Below are 21416 nucleotides of genomic sequence, written 5' to 3' on the forward strand. Positions count from 1 at the left end.
GTCGCTCATTTCGTGCCTGACGTGGTGCGTACGGGCTGCGGGGCGGGTATCGGCTCGGGCGCCCCGTGGCCGTGCGGAGTCGGCGGGGCGCCGACAGGGGCGGTGGTGCGGGCGGGAACGCGTGCGGGGGCGCGGGCTTCCGCGAGGTGCAGGGCGAGCTCCTCGGTCTCGACGGCGCCCGGGGCGGCCGGGGCGCCCAGGGCTGCCGGAGCGGCCGGGGGCGGATCGTCGCTGCCGCGCACCGCGATCCGGTACCCGCCCGACTCCTCGGCCAGGACGTCGACCCAACTCCCCGCCGGGTGGCCGCATCTGCGCGCACAACCGGACCAGTGCACCGGCAGCGCCGTGGCGCCGGGGACATCGACGGGAGCAGGCGCGTGTACGGGGCGGGGGGCGGCGTCTCTGCCGGCCGGAACGGAACCGTCCGGCTTGTCAGCCGGCGCGGGGGCGGCGTCTCTGCCGGCCGGCGCGGGACCGTCCGGGTCGGGTGCGGCGGTGTACGTGGCGAGCACCGCGGCGGCGTCCGCGCGTACGTCGGCGAGGGAGGAGGCACAGCCGGGGCGTCCGGTACAGGCGGTCACGCCGTGCCACGGGGAGCCGGGTTCCGTGACGAGGCCCGCCTGCTTCAACTCCTCTGCTGTGCGCGGATCCTCGACGCCCGGCAGTACGACACCGCGCCAGGGTGTGATGCGCAGCCGCCCGCCGGAGGACGCAGCCGAGGCGCTGCGGGCCAGCAGTCGCCACTGGGCCACGGAGAGCCTGCCCAGCGGGGCGAGGACGTGCAGCGAACGGCCGCCGTCGGGGTGGAGAAGGAAGCCGGGCGGCGGTGTCAGGAAGGGCGGAACGGCCTGAGACGGCAGGGCGGCCTGCGACGGCGGAACGGGCGTCGAGACGATGCCCAGCTCGGCGAGCGCCGCACTCAACCCGTCCGAATCGGGAGTGAGTCGAGGAGGCAGCTCGCGCACGCGCCACGCGCCGGCCGGTCGGGAAGCGCGGGCGGCGGCGACGAACATCTCGACTGCGCACAGCGCCGCACGCGGACCGTCCGCCCGCCGCAGTCGTACGGTCGCCTCGGCGCCGAAGCTCAACACCGCTTCGTCCGCCTCCTCCTGCCCGCCTCCGGCCGGGAGGAGGCACACATCAGGGTCGAGGCTGGCCACATCGCCGCGGCCGTCGTCCAGCGCGATGAGGAAGCGCCCCGAGAGCGACACCGCTTCTTCGCTGTTGCACAGCAGTTCATCGAGCTCGACAAGGGCGTCGTCGAGCGAACCCGCCCCCGCGCCGTCCAGCCCCGCGAACGGGGAGGCCACCACGTTCCGGACCCGCTCGTGGCGCCGCGAGGGCATCAGCCCACAGGACTCCAGCCAGCGCCCCAACTCCCGCCCCGCACTGAGGCCGAGACCGCGAAGCTGGACATTGCCACGAGAGGTCAGATCGAGGCGGCCGTCACCCATCGCCTCCGCGACCATGGCCAGCACCTCCGCCTGACCGGCGTCCAGCCGCCCGCCGACGATCCTGATCCTGGCCAGCTCGCCGTCGGCAGCGGTGTGCAGTCGCAACACGCCGGGACAGGCGTCGTCGCGCTCCCGCGAGGGCGGCTGCTGGGCGCGCGCGGAACCACGGCCGGGCTGGTCTGCTGACATGGCCGCGAGCATACGACGCGTCCGGCGACGGCCCGTTCGCGAGGTGGCTGCATCCGCCCCGTACCCGCCCCGACCACCGGAATCACCGGGGTCCGGCGCTGTGACCGCCGCCGGGAACGAGCGCCGCTGTCGGACGCCGTTGTCGGAACGGTCGGGCCGCCGTCGACGGGCGGCGGAGCCCCGGCCGATGGTCCGCGACGGACCGCGGGCCGGGGCCGTACGGGCCCGCGCGCGTCAGTCGAGGTTGACCATGGCCGTCTCCAGCGTGCTGTGGAACGCCTTCGACGGTGCGTCGTCGAAGGAACCGTACTCGCCCCAGCCGACGACCGTGACCCGGTCGCCGTTGAGCCCGACGCCGATGAGGTGGACGTCCTTGGCGGAGTTCGGCACGTCCGTGGTCACACCGTGCACCCAGCCGCCTCCCCGGACCGGGACGGCCCCGAAGTCCTTGTACTCGGCGGTGGCGTCCGGGTTCTCCTGCTCGAAGCCGGAGGCGCACTTCTCGACGGCCGCGTTCAGCCGGTCGGCGAGCTCCTCCGCGGCCTCGGCGTCCTCGGCGCGCAGGACCAACTGGTGGGCCGAGGTCTCCAGTTCGGTGCGGAACTCGCGGTGGTGCGAGCCGTCCTGAGGCAGCTCCTCGGGCAGGCAGAAGCGCGGATCGCCGGTGCCCGCACCGACCTCGCCCGCGGTCCAGCCGGTCGAGGCGGGCGGCAGCTCGTCGGCCTCCAGGAAGGTGGGAGCGGCCGCTCCGCCGTCGACACCGGGCAGCTGGGCCGCGTGGGCCGTGGCGCCGACCGCGACGAGTGCGCCCGCCGCGGCAAGAGCCGCTCCCGCCCGGATCAGGCTGCGGCCGGCGGACCGCCGCGGGGCGAGCGGGGTGAGTGCGGTGAGCGGCTGGGAGGTCTGGTGCAGAGACTGCGTCCTCGGTGCGGGCAAAGCGGACTCCTTGTCGTACGCGTGTGGTCCCGGCCGGCCGTGGTCGTCGGGCGGCTCCGGGGCGGCCGTCGAGGCCCGGAGCCGATGCGTGAACACCGAGCCGTACGGGCCGTACCGCCTGCCGCGAGTCTCCGGCAGACGTCCCGAGCGGAACAACAACCACCTGTGGACAGCGACCGAGTCATGACACAAATGCGCCGCCGTCGGCGCTCCGGAGCAGAACCTCACGCACCGGAGTCTGCCTCCGCACCGGCTCTGCACCCTTGCGGCGACGGAGCGACATCCGGTTGTCCACAGGCACCCGGCCCGTCCGTCCAGGAGGGTTTTCCACAGGCCGGAACAAGGAATTCGATCTGGTCGTACGATGCTCTGTGGCAGGCCAGGAGGCCCGCCGCCGCCAAGACGGCACCCAGGGGAGGAAGCCCGGTGAGATTCCGGCGCGGTCCCGCCACTGTGTGCCCGGCCCGGTGCGCGACTCAGGACGCTCGGCGTCCCGTCGCCCTCCGAGCCGGGTGAGTCAGGAACTCCCGCCGTCCGACCACCGCCCGGGGCGCGGACCCCGAGGAAGGCTTGACGCTGCGATGATTCTGCTGCTGTCGACGTCCGACACGGACCTGCTGTCCGCCCGAGCCGCGGCGGGCGGCCCCGTCAACTACCGTCTGGCCAACCCCTCCCGCATCGAACTCGACGAGCTCGACGGTCTGTTGGAGGGCACCGATCTCGTGGTGGTGCGGCTCCTGGGCGGCATCCGCGCCTGGCAGGAGGGGCTGGACATCCTGCGCGGGCAGCCGCGTCCGGTCGTGGTCCTCACCGGCGAGCAGGCCCCCGACGCCCAGCTGATGGAGGCCTCCACCGTCCCGGTCGGCATCGCGGCGGAGGCCCACGCGTACCTCGCGCACGGAGGCCCGGGGAATCTGGAGCAGTTGGCCCGCTTCCTCTCCGACACCGTGCTGCTCTCCGGCCACGGGTTCGAGCCGCCCAGTCCCGCCCCCACCTGGGGCAGGTTGGAGCGCACCGCCGCGGCCGAGGCACCGGCCGGCTCCCCGTCCGGCGTCGAACCGCCGCAGGGGACCGTCCCGTTGATCGCGGTGCTCTACTACCGCGCCCACCACATGAGCGGCAACACCGCCTTCGTGGAGGCGCTCTGCACCGCGGTGGAGCGGTCCGGCGGCCGGGCGCTGCCGCTGTTCGTCGCCTCGCTGCGCGCGCCCGAGCCCGAGCTGATCGAGGAGCTGCGCGGGGTGGACGCGATCGTCACCACCGTGCTGGCCGCGGGCGGCGCGACCCCCGCGGGCGCCTCCGCCGGCGAGGACGACGAGTCCTGGGACGCGGGCGCGCTCGCCGGTCTGGACGTGCCGATCCTCCAGGCCCTGTGTCTGACCTCCTCACGCGCCGCCTGGGAGGAGAACGACGAGGGCGTGACCCCGCTGGACGCCGCCAGCCAGATCGCCGTGCCCGAGTTCGACGGACGGCTGATCACGGTGCCGTTCTCCTTCAAGGAGATCGACGAGGACGGTCTGCCGTCCTATGTGCCCGACGCCGAGCGCACCGCGAGGGTCGCCTCGATCGCCGTTCGCCACGCGCGACTTCGCCATGTGCCCAACGCGCAGAAGCGCCTCGCCCTGGTCCTCTCCGCCTATCCCACCAAGCACTCGCGCATCGGCAACGCCGTCGGCCTCGACACCCCCGCCTCCGCCGTGGCGCTGTTGCGGCGGCTGCGCGAGGAGGGGTACGACCTCGGTCCGGAGGAGGGCCCGGAGGCGGTGCCGGGTCTGGAGTCCGGCGAGGGCGACGATCTGATCCGCGCCCTGATCGAGGCCGGCGGCCACGACCAGGAGTGGCTGACCGAGGAGCAGTTGGCGCGCAATCCGGTGCGCGTCCCGGCCGCCACCTACCGCCGCTGGTTCGCCGAGTTCCCGGCCGAGCTGCGCGAGGCGGTCGAGGAGCACTGGGGGCCGCCGCCGGGCGAGATGTTCCTGGACACCAGCCGCAACCCGGAGGGCGACATCGTGCTCGCCGCGCTGCGCCGCGGCAATCTCCTCATCGTCATCCAGCCGCCCCGGGGCTTCGGCGAGAACCCCGTGGCCATCTACCACGACCCCGATCTCCCGCCCTCCCACCACTATTTGGCCGCCTACCGCTGGATCGGCAGCAGCGCCGCGGAGGGCGGTTTCGGCGCGGACGCCATGATCCACCTCGGCAAGCACGGCAATCTGGAGTGGCTGCCCGGCAAGAACGCGGGCCTCTCCGCGGCCTGCGCCCCCGACGCCGCGCTCGGCGACCTCCCCCTGATCTACCCGTTCCTGGTCAACGACCCCGGCGAGGGGACCCAGGCCAAGCGCCGTGTGCACGCCACTTTGATCGACCACCTCGTCCCGCCCATGGCACGCGCCGACTCCTACGGCGACATCGCCCGCCTCGAACAGCTCCTGGACGAGTACGCGGCCATCTCCACGATGGACCCGGCCAAGCTGCCGGCGATCCGCGCCCAGATCTGGACCCTCATCCAGGCCGCCAAGCTCGACCACGACCTCGGGCTGGAAGAGCGCCCCGAGGACGACGGTTTCGACGACTTCCTGCTGCACGTCGACGGCTGGCTCTGCGAGGTCAAGGACGCCCAGATCCGCGACGGCCTCCATGTCCTCGGCGGGGCCCCTTCCGGCCCCGAGCGCGTCAACCTGGTGCTCGCCATCCTGCGCGCCCGCCAGATCTGGGGCGGCACCTCCGCGCTGCCCGGGCTGCGCGAGGCGCTCGGCCTGGACGAGTCCGCCGCCACCCGCACCAGCGCGGACGAGGCGGAGGAGCGGGCTCGCGCGCTCGTCGAGGCGATGGAGGCGGCGGGCTGGTCGCCCGATTCGGTGCCGTCGGTCGCCGCCGCGGTCCCCCCGGAGCAGCAGCAGGCGGTCGCCGACATCCTCGCCTTCGCGGCCCGTGAGGTCGTACCGCGGCTGGCCGCCACCACCGACGAAGTCGCCCACTGCGTCCACGCGTTGAACGGCGGCTTCGTACCTGCCGGGCCCTCCGGCTCCCCGCTGCGCGGCCTGGTCAACGTGCTGCCGACCGGCCGCAACTTCTACTCCGTGGACCCCAAGGCGGTGCCCAGCCGCCTTGCCTGGGAGACCGGGCAGGCGCTGGCCGAATCCCTGGTGGAGCGTTACCGCGCGGACCACGGCGAGTGGCCGAGCTCCGTCGGCCTGTCCCTGTGGGGCACGAGCGCGATGCGCACCTCCGGCGACGACATCGCGGAGGCACTCGCGCTGCTCGGCGTCCGTCCCGTCTGGGACGACGCCTCGCGCCGGGTCAACGGCCTGGAGCCGGTGCCGCTCGCGGAGTTGGGTCGGCCGCGCATCGATGTGACGCTGCGCATCTCCGGATTCTTCCGGGACGCCTTCCCGCATGTCATCGGGCTGCTCGACGACGCCGTGAAGCTGGCCGCCGGCCTCGACGAGCCCGCCGCCGACAACCACGTCCGCGCCCACACCCAGGCCGATCTCGCCGAGCACGGCGACGAACGCCGGGCCACCACCCGCATCTTCGGCTCCCGCCCCGGCACCTACGGCGCGGGCCTGCTCCAGCTCATCGACAGCAGGGACTGGCGCACCGACGCCGACCTCGCCGAGGTGTACACCGTCTGGGGCGGTTACGCATACGGACGCGGGCTGGAGGGCAGAGCCGCCCACGAGGAGATGAAGACCGCCTACGCCCGGATCACCGTCGCCGCGAAGAACACCGACACCCGCGAGCACGACATCGCCGACTCCGACGACTACTTCCAGTACCACGGCGGAATGGTCGCCACCGTACGGGCGTTGAGCGGCACCGCGCCCGAGGCGTACATCGGCGACAGCACACGGCCGGAGACGGTGCGCACCCGCACTCTGTCGGAGGAGACCTCCAGGGTCTTCCGCGCCAGGGTGGTCAATCCTCGGTGGATCGCGGCGATGCGCAGGCACGGCTACAAAGGCGCCTTCGAGCTGGCCGCGACCGTGGACTACCTCTTCGGCTACGACGCCACCACGGGCGTGGTGGCCGACTGGATGTACGACAAGCTCGCCCAGACCTACGTCCTGGATCCGGAGAATCGCGCCTTCCTCCAGGAGGCCAACCCCTGGGCGCTGCACGGCATGGCGGAGCGCCTGTTGGAGGCCGAGTCCCGCGGCATGTGGGAGAAGCCGGACGCACAGACGCTGGCAGCCCTGAAACAGACCCTCCTGGAGGCCGAGGGCGATCTGGAGGGCGAGGAGTAGCAGCTGCCCGGGCCCGAGGCGACACCGTTCCCGAGCACCGAAGCTCGGTCTCAAGCTCCTCGGGGCTCGGAACGGTGTCGCCGCCCCGCGCGAGCAGGGGCGGGCCGACGGATACGACTCCGTCCGGCCCGCCCCCGCGGAGCTCACTCCTCGTCGAGGAAGATCTCCTCGCCGGCGGCGACCACGAAAGCACGGTCCAACCACAGATCCAACAACTCGGGATCCGCACACCCCGTCACCCGCGAGCGCACCCCCTCGGACACCGACACACCACGCCGCTCCAACACCCGCAACACAGCCACAGCCACACCTTCAGCCCGACCCGCGACCACACCTTCGGCCTTGCCCTCGGTCACGCCTTCGGCCTTGCCCTCCAGATAGGACTCCTCACGAAGCGTCCGACGGCCCGGGAAGTAAATGGCCATGGTCATCAATGTCCTCCAGGTCCGCCCGGCCCGGGTGTCCCCCAGACCGACCTCCAACAAGTCGGCGAAATACTCCAGCGTCGCCCGATCCGCCCGGCCCAAACACTGAACGCAGGAAGCCGTTCACGCCGGCCCCTCGTCTCCGAAGGGCTCCCCGCCGTGCAGCCCCGCACGGCTGTGGGCCGGCCCGAACACCAAGGACCGACCCACCAACAACCCGGAGCTCACTCCTCGTCGAGGAAGATCTCCTCGGCGGCGGCGACCGCGAAAGCACGGTCCAACCACAGATCCAACAACTCGGGATCCGCACACCCCGTCACCCGCGAGCGCACCCCCTCGGACACCGACACACCACGCCGCTCCAACACCCGCAACACAGCCACAGCCACACCTTCAGCCCGACCGGCGACCACGCCTTCGGTCACGCCTTCGGCCTTGCCCTCCAGATAGGACTCCTCACGAAGGGTCCGACGGCCCGGGAAGTAAATGGCCATGGTCATCAATGTCCTCCAGGTCCGCCCGGCCCGGGTGTCCCCCAGACCGACCTCCAACAAGTCGGCGAAATACTCCAGCGTCGCCTGGTCCGCCCGGCCCAACGCGCGGGCCAGCACGTCCAGTATGGCCGTTGCGTCCCCGTCCCTGCCATGTGTCAGGGCGGAGAAGGCGGCCATCGTCAGATCGCGTGACGCCTCTTCCTCGTCCAGGATCACCGGCACGTTGCCGGGGCCCACGACGAGCGGGTGCAGGGACAGCGCCGCCCACTCGGGAGTGCCGAGCGGGAACGGTCCGGCGGCCCAGTTCGCGGTCGCCTTGTCCTGGCAGATCACCAGGAGCAGCACGGGGCACTGATGCTTCGCGGCCAGGTAGGCAACGTAGTACGCCCAGTTGACGGCCTTCGTGGTGTCCCTGCGTCCCTGGGCCTCGATGGCGAGGAGGAAGCGTTCCCCGTCGGCGGGTTTGACCCGCAGTACGGAGTCGACCCGGCGTTCCAGCGGTCGCATCTCGGTTTGTCGGGGGTGAGCACTTCCACCACGGCGTCCCTCGGCGGCGGTACTCCCAGGATCTCGAATATGGGCCCCAGCAGCTCCGGACGTTCCTGGAAGATCCGGTGTGCGGTTTCATGGCGCGTTGTGACCATGATCGGGAAACTAGGTCCACATATGAAGTGACGAGCGAGGAACGAACACTCGCCACTCGAACGGGTCTGCGCCGTACGAAGGTTGACGCGAAGCGCCGGCAGCGCGAGCGGCGCTGACGTCGCGCAGCGCTGCCGGTGAGCTAGACGTTCGTCGCCACCGGGGCCTTCGCCTCGCTGCCGCGCGAGGTGCCGACGGCCCGTGCGGTGGCGAAGGCGACGCCCATCAGCGCCAGTACGAGGATCATCGCCGTCCGCAGTCCGTAGTGGTCGCCGAGGAAGCCGAGTGCGGGCGGGCCGACCAGGAAGGCGACGTACCCGATGGTGGCGGCGAGGGAGACCCGGGCGGTGGAGTCGGGCCCGGACTCGCCTGCGGCCGAGATGGCGACGGGGAAGCCGACCGAGGCACCGAGGCCCCAGAGCAGTACGGAGGCCATGACCAGCGCGGGGTGCTCCGCGAAGATCACCAGCGCGAGGCCGACCGCGCCGGAGAGCGCGCTGGCGCGCACCACGGTCGCGCGGGAGTGTCGGGCGAGGAAGTAGCCCGCGCCGAAGCGCCCCACCGCCATCGCGGCGGCGAACGCGGCGTAGGCGATCGAGCCCGCAGTGGCGGAGAGTCCGTGACCGTCCACGACGATGAGCGGAAGCCAGTCGTTGGCCGAGCCCTCCGCGAACGCCATCGCGAGGATCACCACGCCGATCAGCAGCAGCGTGCGGTCGCGCAGCAGGCCGAGCGGCCCGGCGCTCCCGGTGCCCGTGTCGGCACGGTCCACCCGGCCGACGCCCGGGGGTACGAAGCGCATCGCGTACACCAGGCAGGCGGCGGCGAGTGCGGTCATGGCGGGGAGGTGCAGCAGGACCGGCACTCCGACGGCGTTGCAGAGAATGCCGATCACGGCGCCGAGGGTGGTCGCGACGCTGAACATTCCGTGCATCGCGGGCAACGCCGAGCGGCCCAGGGCCTGTTCGACCTCGGCGCCCTCGACGTTGAGCGAGACCTCACCGCCGCCGACCCCGAGGCCGAACAGCATCATCCCGAACGAGACGGCGGCGCCCGTGCCGAGGTGGGCGCCGACGGCGATCACCGGCAGGCTCAGCGCGACGAGCGTCATCCCGGTCAGGGTCACCGGGCGGGTCCCCCAGCGCGAGACCAGTGTGCCCGAGGACAGCACACCGGTCATCGAGCCGACCGAGAGCCCGAGCAGGATCAGCCCCATCTGCGCGGTGCTCGCCCCGACCATGTCGCGAATGTCCGGGGTCCGGGTGACCCAGGTGGACATCGCCAGCCCCGGAATCATGAACAGCACGAACATCGCTCGCCTGCGCCTGGTCGCGGTGAACGGCATCGGCAACTCCCTCACGACACGATCCCGGGAGACTGTACAGATGTACAGCCCGTACGACTGTACAGTCCCGTCCACCGGTTCAACACGGGGAAGCGGAGGCGAGATCGGTGACGGGGAAGCCCTCAGCGGGATCGGCGGCGAGGGAGAACGATCGCGCGGCGGCGATTCTGCACGCCGCGCTGGAGGTCATCGCGACCCGGGGCGTGCACCGCACCACGCACCGCAGGATCGCCGAGACGGCCGGCGTCTCCCTGGGGTTGTCGACCTACCACTTCGCCAACCTCGACGAGATCATCGAACGGGCCTTCGCGCTGCTCGTGGAGACGATGTCCGTCCAGTACCGCGCCGAACTCCCGGCCGCGCCGGGCCGGGAGGAGGCAATCGAGGCGGTGGTGCGGCTGATCTGCGGTCCGGAGTACGCCACGGACCGCGAGCTGACGCTGATGTTCGAGCTGTACGCCTGCGCCCGGCACAACCCGAAGGTGGCGTCCCTGACCGTCGACTGGCTGGCGCGCAGCCACTCGGCCCTCGCCCCGCACTTCGGCGAACGCGCCTGCCTCGCGATCGACGCGCTCATCGAGGGCTGGACCATCCACCGCACTTTTCAGGAACGCGCTCTCGACCGGGAGACCGTACGAGCGGCGATCACCGCACTCTCCACGCTCTGACCCCGCCGCGGCCGGCGCGCGCCGACGAGGCGCCAACCCTTCGGAACGCCGGGCCGCGCGACAAGCGGCTTGGGAGTGCGCGAGGAGCGGTGCGGCGAGCGCGATGAGCCGTGAGCGCCCCGGGCGGACGCACAGGAGCCGGGTGGCGCGGAGTGCACCCCGCGCCACCCGGCTCCGCACGAATCCGCACGACTCGTCCCGACCTCATACGGACCGGTGAGACTTCACACGATCCGGTGAGACTTCACACGAGCCGCCCTGCCCGCGTGACCGCGAACGCGCACGGGTGCACGCAAGGCAGACACTGGCGAACCCGTTCCGCGCACACGCGAACTCGCCGCTGCCGCGCGGGAAGACGAACCGCCCCGACTCCGGTGCGGACGTCCGGCATCGGACGCGTCACCGGCGGGCCGACGCGGCGGCGGGCGCTGCGAGGGTCTAGTTCTCCACCCAGCCGTGCGAGCCGGCGAGCTGGACCAGCCGCTGCCGCACCCGGACGATCTGCTCGGCGGTCATGGCGGGCGCGGCACCGAGCAGGGCCTCGGTCACCTCGTCCCGGTACTCCTTGGAGGAGAGGATGTCGCAGTCGCCGTCCTCGCCGCCGCCGATCGGCGCCCCGACCGGGCCGTCCGCGTAACCGCCGGACTGGCGCTCGGGGGCGCCGCGCTCCAGGAGTCTGGCGTGCGAGGCCTTGGGGCCTCTGTCGCCGTCCTCGATGTCGAACTCGACGATCGCGCCCGTACTGATCAGGTGCTTGTCCACATCCAGATCGTTGACGTGGATGAAGACGTCGTCGCCGCCGGAGTCCGGTGCCACGAAGCCGTAGCCGCGTACCGCGTCAAATCGAATGATCTTGCCCGTAACCACTGCCATACCGCCTATACCGCAAGAATCCGCTACCACCATTTTCGGACTCAGTTGAGCCCGCAACCGACCGTACAGGCCGAGGTGATGAGGCACAACGTCGCGGCGCGCAGCCGCCGGACCAGCGGTTGAGCGTATGCGGAAGGTCTGCGCACGCGGCATTTTCACGTCCGTCCGACCACCGTCGCGATCCGGACAACATCGGCTTCACCGACCGCGCACGGGCGGACGCCGATCGTCAGGAATCGCCCCGAGCGTCGGGGCTTCGCGCGGGGTCCCTCGGAGCCGGCGCACCGTCCCGCTCAGGGCTTGCGTGCCACGCCGCAGTAGAAGGCGACGTCCTCCGGTTCGCCCCGGCCGTCGTCCTCCGGGCGCCAGCGGGCGCAGGAGACGACGCCCGGTTCCAGCAGCTCCAGCCCGTCGAAGAATCCGGCGACCTCCGGGACGGTGCGCTGGGTCAGCTTCGGTGTGCCGACGGAGTTCCAGAAGGTGACGGCGGCGTCGACGTCCTCCAGGCCGGGCCCGGTGATGGTGTGCGAGAGCGCGAGGTAGCTGCCGGAGGGGACGGCGTCGACGAGTGTCCGTACGACCTCGCGGGCCTCGTCGGTGTCGGCGACGAACATCGCGATGCCGAGCAGCATGATCGCCGTCGGTTTGTCGAAGTCCAGTGTCCTGGTGGCGTGTTCGAGGATGGTGCGCGGATCGTGGAGGTCGGCCTCCAGATAGTCCGTGACGCCCTCGGGGGTGCTGGTGAGCAGCGCACGGGCGTGGGTGAGGACGAGCGGGTCGTTGTCGACGTAGACGATCCGCGAGTCCGGAGCGATGCTCTGCGCCACCTCGTGGGTGTTGGCGGCCGTCGGCAGTCCCGTGCCGATGTCGAGGAACTGGCGGATGCCCGCCTCGCCTGCCAGATGACGCACCGCTCGGCCGAGGAAGGCGCGGTCGGAGCGGGCGTAGTCGAGGATGCCGGGGTGCAGTTCCCGGATCTGGTCCCCGGTGACCCGGTCGACCTCGTAGTTGTCCTTGCCGCCGAGCCAGTAGTTCCACATCCGTGCCGAGTGCGGAACGGTGCTGTCGATCCGGTCCTGTGCCACGTTCGGTCTCCTTGGCTGCGTACGGCCGACCCGTCTGCGCGCAGACTATGCGATCTTGAAGCGGTCGGCCCGGCGTTCGAACAGGGCGTTCCCGAACGGCCCGAACGCGCCGGCCCGAACGCGCCGGGCCGAACCGCGCCGGAAGCAGCCCGCGCGGAACGGCGCCGGGCGGCCCGGGTGGTGACAGACGCTAGGGGCCGGAGAGCAGCTCCGGCGCGAGCTCGGACACGTCTCGGTGGCCGCTGAGCGCGAGCGAGAGGTCCAACTCCGCGAGCAGACAACGCAGTACGTGGCTCACGCCCGCCTGGCCGCCCGCGCCGAGACCGTAGACGTACGGCCGTCCCAGCAGTACGGCCTCGGCGCCGAGCGCCAGCGCCTTCAGCACGTCGGAACCCGTGCGCACTCCGCTGTCGAAGAGGACCGAGGTCTCGTCACCGACCGCCTCGACCACCGGTGCCAGCGCCTCCAACGAGCCGATGGCGCCGTCGAGTTGACGGCCGCCGTGGTTGGAGACGACGACCCCGTCCATCCCGCTGTCCCGGGCGCGGCGTGCGTCGTCGGGGTGCTGGATGCCCTTGAGCACGATCGGGCCGGACCAGTGGTCGCGCAGGAAGGACAGCCGCTGCCAGGTCTTCGTCGGGTCGGCGAACATCCCGGCCCAGTGCACCACCGCGTCCAGCGGCGCCTCCTCGACCGGCTTGGCGAGTCCTGCCCGGAAGGCCGGGTCGCTCAGGTAGTTGGCGATCCCGATGCGCTGGAGGAAGGGCAGATACGCCCGGTCCAGATCGGTCGGGCGCCAGCCGAGCAGCCAGGTGTCGAGGGTGACGACGAGCGTCGTGTAGCCCGCGCGCGCCGCGCGCTCCAGGAGGGAGACGCAGACATCGTCGTCCTTCGGCCAGTAGAGCTGGTACCACCGCGGGCCGTCGCCGGCGGCCTCCGCGACCTCCTCCATCGCGTAGGAGGAAGCGGTGCTGTGGACGACCGGGACGCCCAGTTCGGCAGCCGCCCGCGCGACGGCCAGTTCGCCCTGCGGGTGGATGATCGACTGCACCCCGATCGGCGCCAGCAGCACGGGCGCGGGCATCGGGGTGCCCAGTACGGTGCGGGCGAGGCTTCGGGTGCCCACGTCGCGGAGCATCCGCGGCACGATGCGGCGGCGTTCGAAGGACTCCAGGTTGGCGGACATGGTGCGTCCGGATCCGGCGCCGCCCGCGACGTACCCGTACGCGGCCGGGGACATCCGGGCGCGCGCGGTGTCGGGGAGCGCGGTGAGGTCGGTGGTCAGCGCCGGGGTCTGCTCGGTCAGCAGGCCGTTCAGATAGATGTCGTTGGAGAAGTTCGCGTAGTTCACGGCCGGTTCCGGCACGGCGGCGGGCTCGGGAACGGACTCGTCGGCCATCGCTTGCGGACCTCCGTGGGGCGGGCGGGGCGGGTGCGGTGCGCGGCTCAGCCTCGCGGGCCTCCGACAGCTCCGCAAGACCTCGGCACCCTCCCGCCTCGCGACATACTGGCGCAATGACACCTCATACGGGCGCTCACCTGCGGAAGCTCGCCGAGGGCCTCCACGTCTGGCTGCCGACCCGGCGGGGCTGGGGACTGGCGAACTGCGGGCTGGTGGTCGGGAACGACACCGCGCTGTGGATCGACACACCGTACGACCGGCGACTCGCGGGCCGATTCCTCGCCGCCTCCGGGGAGTTGCTCCCGCCGGGCGTGGCGATCGACCGGGTGGTGGTGACGCACGGCAACGGCGATCACTTCTGGGGCGCGGGGGTGGTGCCGGACGCGGAGGTCATCGCCGCCAAGGAGTCGCTGGAGCAGGCCGAGGCGGAGCCCGACCCGCGGACGATGCACGCCTTCGTCCGGGGCGCGGTCCCCGAACAGCCCTCCCCCGCACCGCCGTCACACTCCTCGCCGACAGCCTCCCCACGGTCCGCCTCCTCCTCACCGTCCACCGCACGGCCGTCCACCGTGCCGCCACGGCCGGAGCAGGGCGCGGCGCACGCGGCCGGGGCTCTCGCCGATCGGCGGGCGGAGGAGCTGCTGCGCAGCTATATGCGGCGGCACTTCGGCTCCTTCGACTGGGCGGACACCGAGCGGGTACGGCCGACCCTGCTGTTCCGGGGCGAGTTGGAGCTGAGCGTGGGCGGCCGACCGGTACGTGTCGTGGGCCTGCCCCCGGCGCACACGACCGGCGACCTCTTCGTCCATCTGCCCGACCACGGCACGGTGTTCGCGGGTGACGTGGTCTTCGGGTCCACCCCCGCGCAGCCGGGCGACCACGCGGTGCACTGGGCGGGTCCGCTGAGCGCGGTGAGCGCGGTGTGCGAGCGGATTCTGGCGACCGGGGCGGAGACGATCGTGCCGGGTCACGGCCCGGTCCTGGGTCGCTCCGACGTACGGGCGCATCTGGACTATCTGCACCATCTGCGGGAGCGGGCCGAGGAGTTCCACGCACGCGGCCTACCGGCGCCGGAGGCGGCGCGGCGGGTGATCGCCGAGCGCCGCCACCCCGAACTCGGCCTGCCCGAAAGGCTGGTGGTGACGATGCGCACCGAGTATCGGCACCTGTCCCCCGCGCCGCGCACCGGCGTGCTGGAGGTGATGGCGGAGGTCGCGCAGCTCGCGGCGGAGTGCGAGGGCACCGACGACCCCGCTTCCTCCCCGACCGGCTGACCGCCACCGACGTCACGGCACCGCGCACCGCTGCCCGGCGGCCGGAATGCGTGCTGCACGCGGTCGGTCGGCGCGGTCGGCGCGGCACGGCTCAACCGCGGCCGGCCCGACGGTTCGGACGCGGCCGGCCCGGCACCGGGCCCCGGTCGGCGCGAGAGGCCCCGACTCTCGCGAGAGGCCCCGACCCGCGCGAGAGGGCTCGGCGCGGAGCGGAACCGGGCGGCGCCCCGGGCGGAACCGGGCGCGGCGACGGCCCGTACGGCCCGGCACGACATCCGCACGGCACCGGCACGGCACCCGCACGGCACCCGGCACGACACCGGGGCGTCCGGACCGGCGCCGCGGCGGCAGACGGTGCGCGCTTCGGGGCCGCGGGCAGCACACGGGCGCCTCGCAGCCGCCGTTCAGCCATTAACAAAGTGGGAATCGGGCGAACTCCGGAAAGCCGCCCGAGGGCGTGGCCGGAATCGACCGCCTCGCACCGAGGGCCGCGATCGTCGAGCAATCGGTGGCAAACATCCGGTTCGAATCCCATGCATGCACCCAACGCAGCAAAACAGGACAACACACACCAGTTCCACGATTCACGACCTGTCCGTAATTCTCCGCAGAGTGCGGGAATCGCGCGTCCGCTATGCGAAACCCCGCCTCCACCAAGGGGGCGGATCTGCCCTACTGACCTGGTATGGAGTCTTCATAGCGGTTGCCCGAGAAACGACCGCAGAGGGTTGCTTTGCTCGACGGTGATTTCGCTCACATTTCCGAACGTCGGCGGTCCGTTCAGATGTCGCGCCCGTGACGGAGTCATATCTTGGCCGTTGCATGCAGATGGCACACGTGGAAAAGGACCAGCTGGGGGCGTGATCGCGTCAACAGGCGCGGATTTCCTTGTGTTCACCACGCGAACCAGGCGTTAACAGAAGCGAACTACTGACAAGTTGACCGCAACGGCGTTCCGCGCATCTACTGCACAGAGTCACTGACCAGTTGCGCGCGCAGGCGGGAGAAGCTCAAATGCCGATACTGGATTCCGGCGCGTCCGAGGTGCCCTCGGCACCCAGCACGGTGATCGCCGTCAATCCGGCGCACCGGCCCGCACCGCGTCTCGCGGTCGCCGCCGCCCGCGCGGGCGCAACCGGCGTACTGGAGCTTCCGCACACCAGCGCACGCGAGGCACTCAACGTCCTTGAGCGCACGGCCCGTTGGTCCACCGGAACGTTCGCGGTCCGCATCCGCCCGGGCTGCCCGCTCACCGGCGAGGCGCTGCCGGAGCAGGTCGACACCGTGCTGCTGGCCGACCCCGCACGCACGCCCGCCGACTTCGCGGGCCGGACCGTGCTGGTCGAGGTCACCGGGCTGCCCGGCGCACTGGACGCTGCCGCGAGCGGGGCGTACGGCCTGGTGGTGCGCGGCGCCGAATGCGGCGGCGCGGCAGGCGAGTTGAGCACGTTCGTACTGCTCCAGCAGGTGCTGGGGGCGCTGCGGGCACAGGGCAGTCGGACGCCCGTCTGGGCCTGGGGCGGTATCGGCCCGCACACGGCGGCTGCCGCTCTGGCGGGCGGGGCCGCCGGTGTCGTGGTGGACACCCAACTGGCGCTCCTGGACGAGGCGGAGCTGCCGGCCGAGTTCGCCGATGTGCTGGCAGGTCTGGACGGTTCGGAGACGGTCGTCCACCACGGTCAGCGGGTGCTGCTGCGCCGCGGCCCGGACGCCCCCGAACTCCCGTCCGACGAGGCCGAGTTCCTGCCGCTGATCGGCGCGGACCGGCTCTCCGAGCAGTTCCCGCCGGTGGGTGAGGACGCCTATCTGGCCGCCTCCTTCGCCGAGCGCTGGAACTCCGTGAGCGAGGTGGTGCGCGCACTGCGCGGCGCGATGGAGCGCTACGCCGCCGCCGACGCCGCCGCCGTCGCCACCGCACTCGGCGAGGATTCCCCCGGCGCCCGCGCGCTGGGCACCCGACTCCCCCTGGCCCAGGGCCCGATGACACGGGTGAGCGACCAGCCCGAGTTCGCCGCGGCGGTCGCCGCCGAGGGTGCGCTGCCGTTCATCGCGCTGGCGCTCTCCAACGGGGAGCAGACCCGCTCGGTGCTGGAACGCACCAAGTCCGCACTCGCCGGGGCCCCTTGGGGCGTCGGCGTACTGGGCTTCGCGGACGAGGAGATACGCACCGCGCAGCTGGACGTCGTGCGGGAGATGCGCCCGACGCACGCGATCATCGCCGGCGGGCGGCCCGCACAGGCCGCGGCGCTGGAGGCGGAGGGCATCGCGACCTTCCTCCATGTGCCCTCGCCCGGCCTGCTGAAGCAGTTCCTGGCGGCCGGAGCGCGCAGGTTCATCTTCGAGGGCGCCGAGTGCGGCGGACACGTGGGCCCGCGGCACAGCTTCCCGCTGTGGGAGGCGCAGGTCTCGATCCTGCGCGAGTTCGTCGCCAAGTCGCCCCGCGCGGCAGGTGAGTTGACCGTGCTGTTCGCCGGTGGAGTGCACGACGAGCGCTCCGCGGCGATGGTCGCCGCGCTCGCCGGTCCGCTCACCGGAGCGGGTGCGGCCGTCGGTCTGCTGATGGGCACCGGCTATCTCTTCACCGAGGAGGCGGTCGGTGCGGGCGCGATCCTGCGGCCGTTCCAGGACCAGATCCGGGCCGCCGAGCGGACCGACCTGCTGGAGACCGCGCCCGGCCACGCCACCCGCTGCGCCCACTCCGCCTTCACCGCCGACTTCGCCGCGCTGCGCGCGGAGTTGCGCGTGCAGGGCGTACCGGAGCGCGACATCTGGGAGCGGCTGGAGAAGTTCAACGTCGGCCGGCTGCGGCTGGCCAGCAAGGGCATCGAGCGCGTCGGCGCCGAGTTGCGTCCGGTGGACGAGCAGCGCCAGGTCGACGAGGGCATGTTCATGGCCGGCGAGGTGGTGGTGCTCCGCGAGAGCGTCACCACCATCGCCGCGCTGCACCGTTCGGTGGGCGCCGACGCGGCCGAGTGGCTGCACGCCCGCGGGGCGGAGCTGCGCGCCGAGTGGGGCATCGCCGCCGAGGCGCAGGAGCCGGCACCAAAGCCGCTGCGGGTGGCGATCGTCGGCATGGCGGGAATGTTCCCCGGCGCCGCCGATTTGGCGGAGTTCTGGGCCAACGTGCTGTCCGGCAAGGACTCGGTCACCGAGGTCCCGGCCAGCCGCTGGGACTCGGGCCTCTACTACGACCCGGACGGCGACGGCGACCGCACGCCCTCGCGCTGGGGCGGCTTCCTGCCCGAGATCCCGTTCGACCCGCTGAGCTACGGAATTCCGCCCGCCTCGCTCGGCAGCATCGAGCCGGTGCAGTTGCTCGCGCTGGAGGCGGCGCGCAGGGCGCTGATCGACGCCGGGTACGAGGGCGCCGACGCCGACCACCGCCGCACCTCCGTCGTCTTCGGCGCGGAGGCGGGCAGCGACCTGTCCAACGCCAGCGTGCTGCGCACCGTACTGCCGTCCTACATCGGCGAGTTGCCGCCCGAGCTGGACGAGCAGCTGCCGCGGCTGACCGAGGACTCCTTCCCCGGCGTCCTGGCCAACGTCATCGCCGGCCGGATCGCCAACCGGCTCAACCTCGGCGGCACCAACTACACCGTCGACGCCGCCTGCGCCTCCTCGCTGACCGCGCTGGACGTGGCCTGCAAGGAGCTGACCGGCGGCACCAGCGATCTGGTGCTCTGCGGCGGCGCCGACCTGCACAACGGCATCAACGACTTCCTCCTCTTCTCCTCCGTGCACGCGCTCTCCCCCTCGGGTCGGTCGGCCACCTTCGACGAGAGCGCCGACGGCATCGCCCTCGGCGAGGGAGTCGGCTGTGTCGCGCTGAAGCGGCTGGAGGACGCCGAGCGGGACGGCGACCGGATCTACGCGGTCGTCGACGGCGTCGGCAGCGCGAGCGACGGTCGGGCGCTCGGCCTGACCGCTCCCCGCCCCGAGGGCCAGCGTTCCGCGCTGACCCGGGCGTACCGCAACGCGGGCGTGTCGCCGAGCGAGGTGGGCCTGGTGGAGGCGCACGGCACCGGCACCGTCGTCGGCGACCGCACCGAACTGGGCACGCTGACCGAGGTGTTCGTCGAAGAGGGCGCGGCGCCGGGCAGCTGCTCGGTGGGCTCGGTGAAGTCCCAGATAGGCCACACCAAATGTGCCGCGGGCCTCGCCGGCCTGATCAAGACGACCCTGGCGCTCTACCACGGCGTCAAGCCCCCGACTCTGCATCTGAGCCGTCCGAACGCGGCCTGGGACGCGCAGTCCAGCCCCTTCGTCTTCCACCGCGAGGCCACCCCGTGGGCGGCCGAGCCGGACCAACGCGTCGCGGGCGTCAGCGCGTTCGGCTTCGGCGGTACGAACTTCCATGCCGTGCTGCGCGGTTACCGGCAGGCCCCGAGCGCCCACTCCCGGGACAGCTGGCCGGTGGAGCTGCTGACCTTCCGCGGCCGCAACGCCGAGGCGGCCCGCCGGGCGGCGCGCGGACTGCTGGACCTGGTGACCCGCAAGGGCGGCGACCGATCCGCCTTCGAGCTGCGGGACTTCGCCCGCGCGGCGAGCCGTCGCAGCGACCGTGCGGCCTCGCGCGGGGAGCCGGTGCGCATCGCGCTGCTGGCGCCCAGTCTGGCCGCCCTGCCGGAGCTGCTGCGCCGGGCGGCCGCGGGCGAGCACGCGCCCAAGGAGCATCTGTACGCGGCGGACGCCGGGACGGACGGACCGGAAAACCCCGACAGCGCCGACAGCCCGGCGGACACCGAACTGGGCGCCGAAGCGGGCAAGTTGGCGTTCCTCTTCCCCGGCCAGGGCAGCCAGAAGCCCGGCATGCTCGCCGAACTCCTGGTCGCCTTCCCCGAGTTGCACCGCTACCTCCAGCTGGGTGAGCGCTGGATCGACGCGCTCTACCCGCCGGCCGCCTTCGACAAGGAGACCGGCGACGCACAGCTCGCCCGGATCACCGACACGACCGTCGCCCAACCCGCCCTGGGCATCGTCGAGTTGGCCGCCGCCGAGCTGCTCGCCGGAGTCGGCGTCAGGCCGGCGATGACAGCCGGACACAGCTACGGCGAGCTGGTCGCGCTCGGCGTGGCCGGCGCGCTGGCGCCCGAGCACGTGCTGGAGGCCAGCGCCGCCCGCGCCGGCGCCATCCTGGACGAGGTTCAGGACGGCGACGCGGGCACGATGGCCGCGGTCAACGGGACCGCCGAGCAGATCGAGGACGTGCTGCGCACCGCGGGTCTCGCCGACCGCGTGGTGGCCGCGAACCGCAACTCGCCGCGCCAGACGGTGATCTCGGGCCCGACCGAGGCGGTCGTCGAGGCGGTGGAGCGGCTCAAGGAGGCCGGCCACGCAGGAAAGCGGCTGCAGGTCGCCTGCGCCTTCCACAGCACGCTGGTCGCCGGTGCCGGTCGGACCTTCCGGCAGCGGCTGGAGGAGTTCCCGGTGCACCCGCCCGAGGTGCCGGTGTACGCGAACCGCACCGCGCGTCCGTACCAGCTGAGCGCGGACGGCGTACGGGCGGAGCTCGGCGAGCAGATCGGTGCGCCGGTGCGGTTCACCGAGCAGATCGAGGCCATGTACGAGGCGGGCGCCCGGGTCTTCCTCGAGGTCGGGCCCGGCCGGGTGCTGACCAGGCTGGTCGGCGACGTGCTCGGCGACCGTCCGCACCGGGTGGTGTCGCTGGAGGACCGGCGCGCGACCGGACTGACCGGTTTCCTCGCCGCCCTGGCCCAACTGGCCGTGGCGGGCGCGGACATCCGCACCGCGCGGCTCTTCCAGGGACGTGCCTCGGTCGACGCGGAGAAGGCACCGGAGACGGTGCGCCCGGGTTGGACCGTGGACGGCCACCTCGTACGTCGCGCCGACGGCACCGTGCAGCCGGGCGCGCTGCACCCCGCCCGCCAGATCAGGGAGCTCATCGTGTCCGAGAACCAGATCCACAGCGCCGGAGTTCCGCAGCCGGCGGGTGCGGCGGATGCGCTGATCGCCGAATTCCTGCGCAGCAGCCGGGAGATGGTGGCCGCCCAGCGCGACGTGCTGCTCGGCTACCTGGGCGCGACCGAGCTGCCCGCGCGGGCGGCCTCGGCGCCGTCGTACGTGCCGACGGCCGGCGCGTACGTGCCGACCGCCGAAGCGGCCCCCGCCGCCGCTGCTCGCCCTGCGGCGCCCGCGGCCCTGCCCGCGGCTCCCGCTCCCGCTCCCGCTCCCGCCGCCGCTCCGGCGCCGGACGGGGCGGCCGTACTGGCAGCGGTGCTCGAAGTCGTCGCCGACCGCACCGGCTACCCCGCCGAAATGATCGAACCCGACCTCGACCTCGAAGCAGACCTCAGCGTCGACTCCATCAAACGAGCCGAAATCGCCGGCGAACTCGCCACCCGACTCGGCCTCCCCACCGACA

12 protein-coding genes and 1 riboswitch are annotated in these 21416 nt (G+C 72.5%); of the genes, 4 read left to right on the top strand and 8 right to left on the bottom strand.

Going from position 1 to position 21416, the window contains the following annotated elements; genetic code table 11:
• Window positions 1–5: 5 nt before the first annotated feature.
• Entirely contained in the window at window positions 6–1643 is a 1638-nt protein-coding gene (locus MTQ01_RS20855) for a hypothetical protein (protein WP_247492249.1), read from the bottom strand.
• 234 nt (window positions 1644–1877) lie between these two features.
• Window positions 1878–2579, bottom strand: a complete 702-nt coding sequence (locus MTQ01_RS20860) for a hypothetical protein (RefSeq protein ID WP_247492250.1) — start codon at window positions 2577–2579, stop codon at window positions 1878–1880.
• A gap of 415 nt (window positions 2580–2994) precedes the next feature.
• A riboswitch (cobalamin riboswitch) is annotated at window positions 2995–3106 on the top strand.
• 54 nt (window positions 3107–3160) lie between these two features.
• Here MTQ01_RS20860 and cobN point away from each other — a divergent pair.
• Complete coding sequence (cobN, locus tag MTQ01_RS20865) at window positions 3161–6826, top strand: cobaltochelatase subunit CobN (RefSeq protein ID WP_247492251.1); 3666 nt, start codon at window positions 3161–3163, stop codon at window positions 6824–6826.
• 143 nt (window positions 6827–6969) lie between these two features.
• Here the strand turns inward: cobN and MTQ01_RS20870 are convergent, their stop codons facing one another.
• The 3 genes from MTQ01_RS20870 to MTQ01_RS20880 form a co-directional block, all read right to left on the bottom strand.
• Window positions 6970–7257 carry a hypothetical protein gene (locus MTQ01_RS20870; RefSeq protein WP_247492253.1) on the bottom strand — a complete coding sequence of 96 codons (288 nt, stop codon included), beginning with the start codon at window positions 7255–7257 and terminating at the stop codon, window positions 6970–6972.
• A gap of 218 nt (window positions 7258–7475) precedes the next feature.
• The gene (locus MTQ01_RS20875) at window positions 7476–8252 is read right to left on the bottom strand and encodes a hypothetical protein (RefSeq protein ID WP_308294420.1); all 777 of its coding nucleotides are present in this window, start codon (window positions 8250–8252) and stop codon (window positions 7476–7478) included.
• Window positions 8253–8529: 277 nt separating this feature from the next.
• Window positions 8530–9732 (bottom strand): MFS transporter, encoded by a 1203-nt coding sequence (locus MTQ01_RS20880; protein ID WP_247492255.1) that lies wholly within the window; start codon window positions 9730–9732, stop codon window positions 8530–8532.
• A 107-nt stretch (window positions 9733–9839) separates the two neighbouring features.
• Here MTQ01_RS20880 and MTQ01_RS20885 point away from each other — a divergent pair, with 107 nt between their 5' ends.
• Complete coding sequence (locus MTQ01_RS20885; protein ID WP_247492257.1) at window positions 9840–10400, top strand: TetR family transcriptional regulator; 561 nt, start codon at window positions 9840–9842, stop codon at window positions 10398–10400.
• A gap of 438 nt (window positions 10401–10838) precedes the next feature.
• Here MTQ01_RS20885 and MTQ01_RS20890 read toward each other — a convergent pair whose 3' ends face one another.
• The 3 genes from MTQ01_RS20890 to MTQ01_RS20900 all read right to left on the bottom strand — a co-directional run bounded on the left by MTQ01_RS20890 (window position 10839) and on the right by MTQ01_RS20900 (window position 13757).
• Complete coding sequence (locus MTQ01_RS20890) at window positions 10839–11273, bottom strand: cold-shock protein (RefSeq protein WP_282613926.1); 435 nt, start codon at window positions 11271–11273, stop codon at window positions 10839–10841.
• A gap of 293 nt (window positions 11274–11566) precedes the next feature.
• Entirely contained in the window at window positions 11567–12358 is a 792-nt protein-coding gene (locus MTQ01_RS20895) for an SAM-dependent methyltransferase (protein WP_308294421.1), read from the bottom strand.
• 190 nt (window positions 12359–12548) lie between these two features.
• A complete protein-coding gene (locus MTQ01_RS20900) occupies window positions 12549–13757 on the bottom strand; it encodes a lactate 2-monooxygenase (RefSeq protein ID WP_247492258.1) in 1209 nt (402 codons plus the stop codon).
• A 116-nt stretch (window positions 13758–13873) separates the two neighbouring features.
• Between MTQ01_RS20900 and MTQ01_RS20905 the strand changes: the two genes are divergently transcribed.
• Window positions 13874–15034: an MBL fold metallo-hydrolase gene (locus MTQ01_RS20905; protein WP_247492261.1), complete on the top strand. Its 1161-nt coding sequence runs from the start codon at window positions 13874–13876 to the stop codon at window positions 15032–15034.
• A gap of 1014 nt (window positions 15035–16048) precedes the next feature.
• Window positions 16049–21416 (top strand): type I polyketide synthase (locus MTQ01_RS20910; RefSeq protein WP_247492263.1); only part of this gene is annotated, 5368 nt, incomplete at its 3' end.

It is taken from the genome of Streptomyces sp. XM4193, from assembly GCF_023072595.1.
GTDB lineage: Bacteria > Actinomycetota > Actinomycetes > Streptomycetales > Streptomycetaceae > Streptomyces.